Origin of the sequence: Pontivivens nitratireducens (assembly GCF_011290545.1) — a bacterium.
Taxonomy (GTDB): domain Bacteria; phylum Pseudomonadota; class Alphaproteobacteria; order Rhodobacterales; family Rhodobacteraceae; genus Pontivivens; species Pontivivens nitratireducens.
The window spans coordinates 99,469-112,609 of record NZ_CP049815.1 but is presented as its reverse complement, the minus strand read 5'-3'; the positions used below and the strand labels follow the sequence as shown (position 1 = coordinate 112,609).

The 13,141-nt window shown below is 61.7% G+C and carries 12 protein-coding genes; 5 read left to right on the top strand and 7 right to left on the bottom strand.

The features are described 5' to 3' along the window. Positions 1-20: 20 nt before the first annotated feature. Both G8E03_RS16615 and G8E03_RS16610 read left to right on the top strand, forming a co-directional pair. Positions 21-778, top strand: a protein-coding gene (locus G8E03_RS16615; protein WP_166195248.1) for an IS5 family transposase whose coding sequence is annotated in 2 segments (ribosomal slippage) — positions 21-342 and positions 342-778 — 759 coding nt in all. Because the reading frame shifts where the segments join, the coding sequence is not laid out codon by codon here. Positions 779-983: 205 nt separating this feature from the next. Further along, positions 984-1,649 (top strand): L,D-transpeptidase, encoded by a 666-nt coding sequence (locus G8E03_RS16610; protein ID WP_166195245.1) that lies wholly within the window; start codon positions 984-986, stop codon positions 1,647-1,649. Between the two features lie 39 nt (positions 1,650-1,688). Here G8E03_RS16610 and G8E03_RS16605 read toward each other — a convergent pair whose 3' ends face one another. Next, positions 1,689-1,958 (bottom strand): hypothetical protein, encoded by a 270-nt coding sequence (locus G8E03_RS16605; protein WP_166195243.1) that lies wholly within the window; start codon positions 1,956-1,958, stop codon positions 1,689-1,691. A 169-nt stretch (positions 1,959-2,127) separates the two neighbouring features. Here G8E03_RS16605 and G8E03_RS16600 point away from each other — a divergent pair, with 169 nt between their 5' ends. Continuing rightward, positions 2,128-4,524 (top strand): heavy metal translocating P-type ATPase, encoded by a 2,397-nt coding sequence (locus G8E03_RS16600; RefSeq protein ID WP_221892757.1) that lies wholly within the window; start codon positions 2,128-2,130, stop codon positions 4,522-4,524. A 66-nt stretch (positions 4,525-4,590) separates the two neighbouring features. Beyond that, positions 4,591-5,100 carry a L,D-transpeptidase family protein gene (locus G8E03_RS16595; RefSeq protein ID WP_108895388.1) on the top strand — a complete coding sequence of 170 codons (510 nt, stop codon included), beginning with the start codon at positions 4,591-4,593 and terminating at the stop codon, positions 5,098-5,100. A gap of 3 nt (positions 5,101-5,103) precedes the next feature. Here the strand turns inward: G8E03_RS16595 and phnE are convergent, their stop codons facing one another. The 4 genes from phnE to G8E03_RS16575 are packed head-to-tail and all read right to left on the bottom strand — an operon-like array spanning position 5,104 to position 9,399. Then, entirely contained in the window at positions 5,104-5,862 is a 759-nt protein-coding gene (gene phnE / locus G8E03_RS16590) for a phosphonate ABC transporter, permease protein PhnE (RefSeq protein WP_166195237.1), read from the bottom strand. Further along, positions 5,862-6,644, bottom strand: a complete 783-nt coding sequence (locus tag G8E03_RS16585; RefSeq protein ID WP_166195230.1) for a phosphonate ABC transporter ATP-binding protein — start codon at positions 6,642-6,644, stop codon at positions 5,862-5,864. Before G8E03_RS16585 ends, phnE begins: the two co-directional genes overlap by 1 nt. Next, positions 6,641-7,516: a phosphate/phosphite/phosphonate ABC transporter substrate-binding protein gene (locus tag G8E03_RS16580; RefSeq protein ID WP_166195226.1), complete on the bottom strand. Its 876-nt coding sequence runs from the start codon at positions 7,514-7,516 to the stop codon at positions 6,641-6,643. The genes G8E03_RS16585 and G8E03_RS16580 overlap by 4 nt, the downstream gene beginning before the upstream one ends. Further along, positions 7,516-9,399: a cytochrome c peroxidase gene (locus tag G8E03_RS16575; protein WP_240910499.1), complete on the bottom strand. Its 1,884-nt coding sequence runs from the start codon at positions 9,397-9,399 to the stop codon at positions 7,516-7,518. Before G8E03_RS16575 ends, G8E03_RS16580 begins: the two co-directional genes overlap by 1 nt. Before the next feature lie 91 nt (positions 9,400-9,490). Here G8E03_RS16575 and mntR point away from each other — a divergent pair, with 91 nt between their 5' ends. Then, positions 9,491-9,961, top strand: coding sequence for a manganese-binding transcriptional regulator MntR (gene mntR / locus G8E03_RS16570; protein ID WP_166195219.1), 471 nt, complete (start codon positions 9,491-9,493; stop codon positions 9,959-9,961). Positions 9,962-10,206: 245 nt separating this feature from the next. Here the strand turns inward: mntR and G8E03_RS16565 are convergent, their stop codons facing one another. Both G8E03_RS16565 and G8E03_RS16560 read right to left on the bottom strand, forming a co-directional pair. Continuing rightward, the gene (locus G8E03_RS16565) at positions 10,207-11,202 is read right to left on the bottom strand and encodes a cytochrome c oxidase assembly protein (protein ID WP_166195216.1); all 996 of its coding nucleotides are present in this window, start codon (positions 11,200-11,202) and stop codon (positions 10,207-10,209) included. Further along, a complete protein-coding gene (locus G8E03_RS16560; protein WP_166195213.1) occupies positions 11,199-13,133 on the bottom strand; it encodes a penicillin acylase family protein in 1,935 nt (644 codons plus the stop codon). The genes G8E03_RS16565 and G8E03_RS16560 overlap by 4 nt, the downstream gene beginning before the upstream one ends. Between the last annotated feature and the right edge of the window lie 8 nt (positions 13,134-13,141).

Here is a 13,141-nt window from a genome sequence, read left to right as displayed (position 1 = left end):
TCGAAAACCGAGCGATGAACATGTCTGATCTTTTCTGGCTGACGGAGGCGCAGATGGCGCGTCTTGAGCCCTTCTTTCCGAAGTCCCACGGCAAACCCCGCGTCGATGACCGGCGTGTGTTGAGCGGGATTATCTTCATCAATCGCAATGGCTTGCGGTGGCGTGACGCACCTGCAGCCTATGGCCCGCACAAAACGCTCTACAATCGCTGGAAGCGGTGGAGCGATAGGGGCGTCTTCGCCCGGATGATGGCGGGTCTGGCTGCCGACCACGGCGAACAGAAGACCGTGATGATCGACGCGACCTATCTCAAGGCCCACCGAACAGCGACCAGCATGGGCGTGAAAAAGGGGGGCGTGGACGCCTGATCGGTCGCACCAAGGGCGGGATGAACACCAAGCTGCACGCGATCTGCGACAGCCAGGGACGTCCTCTCAACCTGTTCGTCACGGCCGGACAGGTCAGCGACTACATCGGAGCACGGGCATTGCTGGGCAGCCTGCCGGACGTCGACTGGCTGCTGGGGGACCGCGGATATGATGCCGACTGGTTCAGAGAAGCGCTGAAAGATAAAGGGATACGCGCATGTATCCCTGGTCGAAAACAACGCAAGAAAACCGTCAAGTACGACAAGCGCCGATACAAACGGCGCAACCGGATCGAGATCATGTTTGGCAGGCTCAAGGATTGGCGGCGTGTGGCAACCCGATACGATAGGTGCCCGAAGGTCTTCCTCTCAGCCATCGCCCTCGCGGCAACCGTCATCTATTGGCTATGAGTCCTGACCCTAAGTGAGAACACAAAAGCACGTGTGACATCGGAATTTATTCTTGAACCTCTAGTAGCTTTAGGAGTTAAGCCACCGACAAAGAACGGCACCATGGAGCAAGTTGCCAATAACGCCTCACTCCTTCCCGGGCGAACAACACTGCGTTCGGGGTAAGGTTCGGTTTGCCGTCCAATGCGTGAACGGAGTATTCTATATGCTGACAAGACGACACTTCATCCAGACGACTGCCGCATTGTTCTCGGCGTCTATCTCGAGTCCACTCCTCGCTGACACCTGGCCCACTGAAGCGGAAAAGGCTGCTTGGGATGGACAGGTTACACCGCCGGGCTATAACCCAGCCACATCAAACCCGTGGGGCCTGCACCCGCGCTTTCTGCCGCAGCGGGTTGTAGCTAAAGATGGTCTTGTGGCCGGTGACATTCATGTGGATGCCGTGGCGCGCTATCTATACCATATCGAGGAAGGCGGCACTGCGATGCGCTACGGCGTCGCGATCGCTCGCGGCAAACTTTATGAGCCGGGTGTCTACACGATCAAGCGCAAGGTCAGGTGGCCGCATTGGCAGCCAACACAGAACATGATTGACCGCGACCCGGAGCTCTACGCCGACATCGCTGACGGTATGGAACCCGGACCTGAGAACGCGCTCGGGTCACGGGCGCTTTATCTCTATGTCGGCGACCGCGATACCTATCTTCGGATTCATGGCACACCGCATCCGAGTAGCATAGGCGGCCGGGCGAGTTCCGGTTGTGTCCGGATGGTCATGGCCCACATTAACGATCTTTACGCGAATGTGGCGATTGGCTCGACAGCGTTCCTTTATTCGGCCGAGGACAGCGTAACCCCGCGAAGCTGACCCATGGATCGTGGGCGGTGTGACGATCGAACGCGCCATTCAGGATTGGCGCACGGCGCAGATGGGATTGCCGCCTGGCGATCGCAACGGCACCAAGGTTGTTTCCACCGGCCCACTATGCGCGTACCAATAGCAATTATCTTCGGGACGAAGCCGGGCCGTGGTGAGATCCTGATCCGGCGCGGCAAGGGCAGCGACAGACTCTGGAATATTCCCGATCCTGAATGGATCGTTGTCTTCCTTCGGAGGTACTGCACAGCCAGCCAGGGCCAATGTTGCAACCATGATCACCGCATATTTTTGAAGCATATCTATCTCACTCTTTGGCAGGTCAGCCGCGTCCACAGACTTGGCAACGCGTTTCAAGGTTCCGCAGGCCGGTGTCCTTACTTGACCAAGTTTCTGTTTTAGCTCTTGAAGCTCTAGTTACTGTAGGGGCTATCTCAATGTGGAATGAACGAATCCCGAGGTCAATCCCATGTCTTCCAATGGCCACCGCCGCGACCACAAGCACAGCTCTGACTGCATTCACGATCATGGTGATGATCACAAACATGCGAGCGCAGTTCCTCACTCTCATGGAGAAGGTGCTGCGTGCTGCGGTGCTGGAGCCAATACAGGACCGGCACAATCCATCCCCTCGAATGGGCGAAGTTTTCAAGTTTCCGGTCTGGATTGTGCCGAAGAGGTGGCAATCCTGAATAGGGTGGTCGGTCCAAAAGTCGGCGGGACTGAGCATCTGGCGTTCGATGTCATCAATGGGCGGATGACAATTTTGGATACCGCAGTCGGGATTTCGGACAACGAGGTTTCGCAACTGGTCGCGAGTACCGGCATGAGCGCAAAACCGTGGGACGCCGACAACGCAGCAGAGGATCAGACCGCGCATCTGGCACGTCAAAAGCGGTTTACCGCGCTCAGCGGCGGCTTCTGGATAGCAGGTTTTCTCTACCACATCGTCGAAACCGGAATGGGGGGTGCGCTCGGGCTATTCGCAGGCCACGGAGAAACCACGATGCCACTCGCGGAAGCAGGGTTATTCGCGGTGGCAATTCTCTTCGGGGTCTGGCTGGTCGCACCCAAGGCTTGGTCTTCTGCGCGACGGTTTTCCCCTGACATGAACTTGTTGATGGTGGTCGCTGTGGCGGGTGCCATCGGGCTGGGCGAATTCTTCGAGGCCGCGACGGTTGCGTTTTTCTTCTCACTTTCGCTTTACCTTGAGAGCTGGAGTGTGGGGCGGGCCCGCAACGCGGTATCGGCCTTGCTGGATCTGGCGCCGCCAACAGCTCGGGTGATCCGATCAGATGGCAGCGAAAGAGATGTTCCTGCGGCAGAGGTTGCCGTGAACGATCGCTTCGTTGTGCGCGGCGGCGACCGGATCCCCCTCGACGGTGAGGTCGTGGACGGGGCAGGGGCCGTCGATCAGGCCCCAATTACTGGGGAAAGCGCGCTAGTGCCCAAGGAACCCGGCGACGAGGTCTATGCCGGCACGATCAACGGCGAGGGCACACTGACGGTGCGGGCGACGAAGGCCGCCTCGGACACGGTGCTCGCGAAAATCATTCGCATGGTGGGCGATGCCCATGCCCGCCGCGCGCCGGTCGAACAGTGGGTGGCCAAGTTCGCGCGCATCTACACACCCATCGTGATGGCGTTGGCGATTGCCATCGCGGTGGTGCCGCCACTCCTGCTCGGTGGCGCCTGGGACTACTGGTTCTACAATGCTCTGGTCCTTCTGGTCATCGCATGTCCTTGCGCGCTTGTCATTTCTACGCCGGTTTCCATCGTGGCGGCGCTGACCGCTTCGGCACGGGCGGGGGTGCTCATAAAGGGCGGCGCCTATGTCGAGGCGCCGGGGCGGACCACGGCACTGGCGATGGACAAGACCGGAACGATCACCATGGGCGAGCCCGAGGTGGCGACAGTCCATCCGCTGGGCGAAGCCTCCGCACGCGATCTTATGGCGCTGGCAGCAAGCCTGGAGGCGCGGTCCTCGCACCCGCTGGCACGCGCCATCCTCACGCGTGCCGAAACCGATGGTGTTTCCGTGTCTGCCGCAGAGGACACCCGCACCGTGCCCGGGCGCGGTCTGGAAGGACGCGCCGACGGGCGCGCGATCTGGCTCGGCTCGGATCGGTTCGCCGAGGAGAAGGGGTTCGGCAATGCCATTCCGGCGGAGCTGCGGGATCGGATCGAAGGGGCAGGGAGCACCCTCGTTGCCGTGGGTGACGAGACCGGCGTGACCGGCGTGCTGGAGCTTCGCGACCGCATCCGCCCTGATGCAAAGGGAATTGTTGCGCGGCTGCACGCGCAGGGAGTGAAGACGATCGTGATGCTGACCGGCGACAACGAACGCACCGCGCGCGCGGTGGCAGCCGAAGTCGGCATCGACGAGGTGCGCGCCGAACTTTTGCCAGAAGACAAGGTGACGGCCATTGAGGAACTCGTCGAAAGCCACGACATGGTGGCGATGATCGGCGACGGTGTGAATGACGCACCGGCCATGGCGCGGGCGCATTATGCCATCGCCATGGGCGCTGTCGGATCGGATGCCGCGATCGAGACGGCCGACATCGCGCTGATGACCGACGACATCGGCAAGGTACCCTGGCTTATCGGCCATTCGCGCCGGGCCATGACGATCATCCACCAGAATATCGGCATATCGCTGGGGACCAAGGCGCTGTTCGTCGGGCTGACCGCGTTCGGCATGGCCTCGATGTGGGGCGCCATCGCTGCGGATGTAGGCGTGTCGCTGCTGGTGGTCGCCAACGCACTTCGGCTCCTGAACGGCCATCAGGTTGAGGCCGGGCCTTCAGGCGGAGAACCGGTGGGCGAGCAGATGGCGAAGGGAGCACTGGCGCACGGTCATTGATCCGGCGGTTTCGGTAGAGTAACGTCTGACATCAACCAGACCTCGCAAAAGGGGCGTCGAGCAGTGATGAATACCAGAATTCCACGGCGGGTCTTGCTGTTGGGCGGATTGGCCGCCCTCCTGTCAGGCTGTGCCAGCAAGTTCCGGTCCTACAACGGACCCGAAGTGACCCGGCTGCGTATGTACAAGGCGCAGCGGCTGCTGGTTCTGGACGGCGCGGATGATGTCTTGCGGACCTATCCCATCGGATTGGGCTTCGCGCCCGAAGGCCACAAGCAGTTCGAAGGGGACGGCCGCACGCCGGAGGGCTCCTACGCGATTGACCGGCGCAACCCGGACAGCCTCTTCCACCTCTCCATCGGCATCTCATATCCCAATGAGGCCGACATCGCGTTCGCGGAGGCGCAAGGCCGATCTCCGGGAAAGGACATCTTCATTCATGGCGGCCCAAGACGCGGGATTGACCCTGTGAATGTACGCGACTGGACCGCGGGCTGTATCTCTGTCACCGACCGGCAGATCGAGGAAATCTACGCCATGGTCAGGGACGGAACCCCCATCGACATCTATGCCTGATCGTCAGGTGAAGCGACGGCGCAGCGCAACGTTGATGGCTTCGATGGCGATGACCATGACGACGACGGCAATCGTGACGCTGGCCGCCTTGTCATACTGGAAAGAGCGCACGTAGGTCTGGATGTAAAAGCCGATCCCGCCCGCGCCGACAATGCCGAGGATCAGCGACTCGCGCAGGTTCAACTCGAACCGGAAAATCGTGTCGCGGGCGACGACCGGCGCCATCTGCGGCCAGATCGCGTATCTGAGCCGCACGAGCGGCCCGGCGCCCGCGCTTTCCAGCGCGGCGATCGGCGCGCGGGACACGCCGTCGATCGCCTCGGCATAGAACTTGGCGAGCATCCCCGTTGCATGAAAGGCGACCGCGATGATGCCGGGCAGCGGCCCGAGCCCGACAGCGCCCACCATGAGCATGGCCACGAGGATCAGCGGAATCGCCCGGATGAAGGCAAGCAGCGTTCGGATCGGTCGGAACACCGCAGGCGATACCATCGTTTCGGAGGCGAGAATGCCGAGGGGAACGGACAGGATCACAGCACCGAGGGTGCCGAGGATCGCGATCCTCAGCGTTTCCGCGCTGCCCTTCTTGATCTCGGCCATCACCGTCGGGTCAGGCGGAAACATGCGACCGAGGAAATCGGCAATGCGCGGGCCGGCCGACATGAGACGCGACAACTCGACATCGGTCGTGGCGAAGGACCACAGGATCGCGGCTGCGATCAGACCGCTCGTCGCAAAGCCGCCAAACCCGCGGAACGCCATCAGGACACCGCCCTGAGGCCGATACCGGGGATTGGCTCTACCTCCCGATAGAGCTCCGCCGTCGCATCATCGTTCAACTCGGAGGTCGGTACATCGAAGGCGATCCGCCCGTCCCGCATGCCGATGATGCGCTGCGCGAAACGCCGCGCCAGGTCGGGCTGGTGCGACGAAAACAGCGCCGTCGCGCCGCGCGCTTGCGCCGCCCCGGTCAGCAGCGCCAGGATCTCACCTGCACGCGCGGGGTCGAGGTTGCTTACCGGTTCATCGGCCAGAATAAGCCGTGGTTCCTGCGCCAGACACCGCGCGATGGCGACGCGCTGCCGCTGCCCGCCGCTGAGGCTGTCGACCCTGCGTTCGGCAAGATCGGAAATGCCGCAATCGGCAAGTACCGTGCGCGCAATCTCCAGATCGTGCTTGGTCGATGACCCCATCAGGGCGCGCAGGGGAGACATGCGCCCCAGGCGGCCATTCAGGACGTTACGCAGAACCGTGGAGCGTTCGACCAATGCAAACTCCTGAAACACGAACCCGGTGTCGGGTCGGCGCGCGCGCGGCGGCGGTTGATCGGGATCGAGCGGCCCCCCCAGGACCGATACCCGCCCGGTCCAGCCTTGGAGCCTGCCGTCGAGCAGCGCCAGGAGCGTTGTTTTCCCCGCCCCGGACGGGCCGAGCAAAGCAACGCTTTCGCCTGCCGGAACACGCAGCGACACCCGCTCCAGCGCCGGGAAGTCCGCACCGGGATGTGCAAAGCTCAAGTCGTCGATCTGCGCGGCAGTACTCATTCCAGCAGCCCGTATCGCCGTGCCATGTCGCGCACGCCGTCATAGGCGGCGGCATCGGCCCTGACATAGCCGTCCGGGCCGTAGAGGTAACGCAGCTTATCGCTGTTCTCCGGCTCGTTGAGCCGCAGCATTGCGTCGACAAAACGGTCCCGCAGAGCGGCATCGAGCCCCGGGCGAGCGATCACCAAATGGCTCGGGATCGGCGCGCTTTCCGCGATCCAGGCTACCTCCGCCTGTTGCTGCGGCGTCAGAAGCAGGTCGGCATACTGGCTGGCGCCTGCGGCATCGACCAGGCCTTCGGCCATCGCCTGCATCGCCTGCTGGTAGCCGCCCGCGAAGAAGATGCGGCCGAAGAATGCCTCTGCCTCTCCCGGGCCTTCGACCAGCCCGGCCTCAACGAATTCGGCGAGCGGATAGAGATAGCCCGATTCCGAGATCGGATCCGCGAATGCGATGTCGCGCCCGCGCAGGTCGGCGAGCGCTCGGATGCCGCTGTCGCGGCGCACGAAGATGCGGCCCGTATAACTCGGCGCGCCCCGGTAGACTTCGGACAGGAGCGGCACGGCACCGATCTCGGCCTCGGCCAGAACGAAGGGCAGGGCGCCCATGAAGGAGATATCCGCGTCGCCGTTGCGCAGCGCCTCGACCGCCGCTGCATGGTCGATGGTGACGAACCCCTCGACGGGGACGCCGATCTCCTCTGCCAGCCATCCGGTGATGGCCTCGATGTCCCCCAGAAGCTTGTCGGGGTTCTCTTGCGGGATGAAGGCAAGCCGCAGGGTTACGTCTTGCGCGGCGAGAGGTGTCGCCAGCGACACCGCGCCCGCGCCGACCAAGGTCAGTATCGTTCTACGGGTCAGATGGACCGGCATCAGAATGCCCTCTCTTCGATTGCATCGGCTTCGGACTTGAACGCGGTCCAGCTTGCTTCGGCGGCCTTCCAGTCATCGGCACGGACGGCGGCGCCGACCGCGGCCAGACGTTCGGCCAGCGCATAGACCTCGGGCCGGGCGGGGAGGTTCGACATGGTACTGGCGTCCGCCGAGAGGTCCGCGGCCACGGTGTCGGTCAGCAGCAGGATATGCTCCGCGTCCCGCCGCGGCAGTAGCGTATCGATTGTCGAGGCGAAGGTCGTCAGTTCGGCGAATGCCAGCCGGAAAGCGGTGTTCTCGGTGTCGAAGGCTTCATAGGGCTCGTCTGCCGCGCCAACGGTCTCGAGATAGGCGGTTAGGTCGGCGCGGTCTTCCTCGGTAAGCCCAAGCGATTTCGTCTCGTCGAACCAGTCCACGACGGCGGCCAGCGTCGGCAATGACCCGTCGTGGAAATAGGGGGCGGTATAGGCCGTGCCGAGCAGCGTGGGCGTGTCCAGCGCACCGGCACGGGCACCTTCATAGGCTGGCGAAACGGAGCCGATGTCGTGGGCCTGCCGGTCGAGGAAGTTCGCGTCTGGCACGTGGCAACTGGCGCAGGACCGATCGCCGAGCCCGGCGAAGGGCCGGTTGAAGATCTCCTCGCCGCGCCGGGCGGCCTCTTGGGCCGTGTCGGTCAGGCGGCCATCGGTCGTCAGCATGGAATTCGGCAGGAAGTCGAACTCGAGCATGTAGGCGACGAGAGCGTCCATCATGAAGGGCGTCGGTTCCTTCCCGCCGAACTCGTTGACGATCACGTTGCGGGTGAAATCGCGCAGGGAGGCGAAACGACCATCGCGGCCGTAGGGCCCGGTGAAGCGCAGACCGCGCAGGCTCGGAATGTCGAGCGGGTCGTCACGCCGATCATTGAAGATCGGGTTGAAAAAGGCGCCGTCGACGTCGATCGCGCCCGGCTGGTGGCTGGCACCCGGAATGAACAGCCGTTGGTTGACGTCCGAGCGGTTGTGACAGGTCGAGCAGGCGAGACCGAGATCGCGCGCCGGGCTTCCGAAGATTTGCGCGCTGTCGAACAGCATGTCGCCGTAGGCCACGAGCGGCAGATCGGTCTCGTCGATGCCCTGCTCCTCGAAGTTGAGGACGAGCAGTGGTAACGGGTCCTGATCGAAAATGTCGGAGCCCGGTGGCAGGCTTGGCGGTACCTCGATGGCGCGACCGCTGAGTATCGCAGTTTCCGGCAAGGCGCTCAGCGTCTGACGCCGAGCAAAATCGTCAATGATATAGTTTTCCGCGAGGTAGTCGGAGATGACCCTGCGCGCGGCCACCATCGTGTTGCGATCAGCGGATGTGACGCCCGCGCCCAGGACCCCGGCGGAACCCATACTGCTGTTCAACTCCAGCCAGGCAAGGCCGATTTGCCTCGCGGCGTCTCGCTCCGCCGCGGCGATGCCGTCCTCAAACGCGCGATAGAGTTCGCGAGCTGTCCGTACGGCCTGCTGCGCATGCGCCGGGTCTTCGACCGCAACGGCCCGGTTCAGTTCCTCTTCGATCCTGAGCGCTATGAGCCGCGTCGCCTCGGCAAAGACCGCCTGCCGGTCTTCATGCGTGATCGCGTTCAGAAGCTGGGCAGCGTCAATGTCGCTTTCGCGATCCACCCACGCCAGGGCACCGATGGAGAATTCCGAACCCCGGTAGGGTTCCCTCCAGGCGGTCTCAATATCATCCCAGGGCAACGGCTCGAGATTTCCAAGAAAGAGCGTCAGCCGGTAGGCCGCCGCCTCGGGAAGCCAGGGGGTCTCCTTAGCAGGTGTTGCGGCCACAGGTCCGGACAGGACGAGCACACTGGCCAACGTGGCGAGCAACACTCCCAGGAAATTTCGTATCACCATAACCTCCAGAGACAAAAGTTAGACATGGCTAACTTATCTACCCTCAGCAAACAAGTTGTCAATCCCGCTGTTTCGCTGCAAAGTCCCAAGTATGACAAAGCTGCAATCACATGGGCGTGAACCGTTTGAAACTGTCGACAGAGCTCCCGAAGCACAGGCCGAGGGGTTTGCGACCGTGCGTCAGGCGCATGAGAGCGAAATGGCGGAGGACTACGTCGAGTTGATCGCGGAACTCATCGAGACGCGCGGGGAGGCCAGACCGGTCGAGATTGCAGAACGACTTGGCGTGAAACCGCCGACCGTGACCAAGAACATCTCGCGGCTCAAAGCTGCTGGCCTGGTGCGGCGGGAACCTTATCGCGCCATATTCCTCACGGATGCCGGTCGGGAGTTGGCCGAGGCCTGCCGCCGGCGGCACAGGATCGTCGTCGAGTTTCTACTCAGCCTGGGAATCGACGAAGAGACTGCGGAACGCGATGCGGAGGGGATCGAGCATCACGTCAGCACGACCACGCTGGAGGCCTTCGAACAAGCGCTGAAGCAATTCCGGAACCACGAATAGCGACACAGCGGGCTCTCGCAACAATGAGGACGTCACGACGACGATGGAGGCGATGCCAGCGGTCAAACGCCGGGACGAGACTTGAGCGCTGGTTTCGAACTCTGGCGCCAAACGCCAATTGATCTTTCGTACCCAGGTGAGCCGGAGGTGGTGCGTACCTAATCCTCTCTTTACGACTGACTGCTGGCCGAAGTTTCCGGTCGTTGGGACATGCCGTGGGCGCTACCCTGAATTTTTGTCGATCGTCAGAGCGCGTAGACGATCGTCACGAGCGTGATCATGACAATCGAGAACATGGCGAATGCGCCCAGAGCGAGTGTTCGGCCCATGTCGCGATTTGGCTTTTCCACTTTCAGACGCAACTCCGCGGCGGTTTCCGGAAACTCGAGCGCCGCCACATTCGAACCCCGCATCAACTCGTATCGGGTGTTCCATCGGCGCACTTCCGCCGCGTTCCAGCCGTTCAGCACAAGGATAATTGCCGCAATCAAAACCATCGAGGACGGGACCCAGATTGTGTAGCCACCGATCGTCTCGTCAGCCAAGGCGCTAAGTCCGCTACTGTTCCTTGCCGTTTGGTAGGACGCATAGAGACCCACCTCTTTTAGCGTCGTGAGGGCGCCCAGAAAAATATTCGAAACGATCACTACAAAACCGGATATCAGCCGCGCCCCTCGCCGCGCACCATCAGGCGGATCCCTGGGGTCGAACAGCATGCCGAAATACCAGATCCCTGCCAACACCATCGACAGGTGCGCGAGCATCTCGATCGCCGCAACGCGCTGCGCAAGTCCGTAAAGGACAGGAACCTGCCAAACGTATAGCGCGGCAACAAGCAAGGCAGTGGCGATCGCGGGATGCGCCATGAACCGCACGATGCCACGATTGCCAAGCGCATTGAGGTGCCGTCGCCATTCTCTTGCCAGACCAGCTTGCAGTATGCGCCATGGTTGGGACACCGCGAAAAGCAGCGGTCCGGCAAGGCGGAGAAGAAGATGCTCCACCTGGTGCAGGGAGAAGAGACTGTGTCCCAACGGGGCCAGGGGCGCGTTCGTGGCGACGAGGAGGCAGGCAATGCCGGTGAAGAACTGAACCTGTCGCCAGACAGTAATCCTTCCGAGAATGCGAGAGGATCGCGCGAGGCCGCGCATGTAGAGCCATGCGGCCAATCCGACGGAAACAAACCACACCGGTGAAATCGCATAGCCAAACGGATCGTAGTGGATGAGATACGTGATCATTGGCTCCTATCCTCTTTCGTACTCGAGCTGTCCTCTGATTTGGGTGACAGTCGAGATGTTCCTGCGGCACCACCGCGGGCCAAGGACAGATCCGTGCTCATCATTATGTATTTACCCTGCATCCACTTCGGAAAGAGGTTTTCGTAGAACCTTGAGAGAGGGTGCCCGGACTGACCGGCGGGCGTGATGAAATAGGAACCGCTTTCGTCCGAAAGCGACATGACCGCCTGAAAGTTGGTGCCCGCATCGGAGACAAATGGCCGATCATCGTAAGATGCAAATACTGTCGACATCAGAGTAAAGGGATCGCCCGGCGTTGGTGCTTCGAGAGACAACAAGTCGCTCACCATCCCGCCCGGTCTGATCGGCGACCACTGCATGTTCAAAGTATGCGCCTCACCCCAGGACCAGTCGGAGGGATCGGATCCGTAGCGGTCGACCAGCCAGCCGAGGGCATCATCCAGAGCCGCTCGAACCTGATCTTCGCAGGTTTCTGTGCGTGCGGAAGGGCGGATGTCGCACCAGACTTCGCTCCTGTCGCGACCGGAAAGGACCGCGTAAAGGAAATCGGGATTCGGTCTGGTCCAAACCTCTTTCGCCGCCGGAAATTCGTCCTGAAGAATGCGTCGTTGCAAAGCACTGACCCATGCCCAGAACACGAGCGGCTCCTGTGAATAGCGATCCATGTCGCCATTCCATTGCGCAAGCCTGTCCAGTATTTCGTTGCGAAGCCTTTCGGTGCGGGTCTCTTCGATGCCGCTTGCGGACCTCACGAACCAAAGCTCTTTTGCCATCAGAGGAAGAAGGGCGCGTGCGGCTGCGCTGACAGTGTCGCGTTGAACCGCAATCGCGCCCTCGACCGAGAATATCAGCTGTCGATCATCAAGCACAGCCAAACGGGCGTCTCGAAACGATGCAGGGCGCTCGATCTCCCTTTCGGGCCAGCGGGCCAAGGTTTCACGGTCGATCGCTAGAACCTCCATTCCGGCCGATAACATTTCGGAGGTTCCGCTAAGGGCGTTGTTCGCATCGGTTGACCTCGCGAGACGGTCAAGCATCATCAGATAATCGCCAGCACTCCTGCCTGTAGGAGCTTCTGGCTCTTTGACGGGTTTTTGGGGAGTTGATCGAAACGCCCATGCGACGCGCTCGTTGCGGCCGATGACAACGAACGGCACGCCCGGCAACGTGGCGCCAATCGCGGCCCCTGTCGGAAGCTGAAGATCCGCCAGGTACCATTCAGAGGGGAGCGACAAAGGGCCAACGATGTCCGCGGCGAGAATTGGTGCCCCTGTGGCCGTTCGGTCGCCGGACAGCGCCCAAGCATTGAGGCTGACTTCGGGCGGGGTCGCAAACAACTCGGGTGTGACGGGGCGATCTGACGGGACCTGCAAATCTGACGAGACTGACAATTCTTGCCGGCTCTTGGGTCGAAGATCGCTCAAAAATGCATGGGCTATTCTGAGGCTATCGACAGGTCTCCAGGCCGCTATCATTCTCTCGTCAGCGATCAACAGTTCGGGTGAGCCCCTGCCGCGCCCGCCTTCGGAAACCAGCCCAAGCCACGCGTTGACACCGGCGGCGTATGCTTCGAGCGCATCGGATGTCGAAGAGTCAATTTCGCTCGTCGGCTCCAGTGGCAACAGGTCTTTCGTTGCACGCCTTGCCCTCAACAACTGACCGAGCCTGTCTTGCGCGTGAACGAAGCCGATGGCGAAATAGACATCCTCGGCGGACCCCGCCGTGATGTGCGGTAAGGATGAAGAATCCCGCAGGATATCGACCGGGCTATCTATGCCTGCAACGCTGAAGTCCTCGTCATAGTCGGGAACGGAGGCACGCAGCAGAAAGTAGACGGTACCGGAAACGGCCAATCCCGCTGCGCAGGCCGCCAGGAAAGTGTAAAGCAATATGTTGAACAGTCGTTTCAATTCGTTGC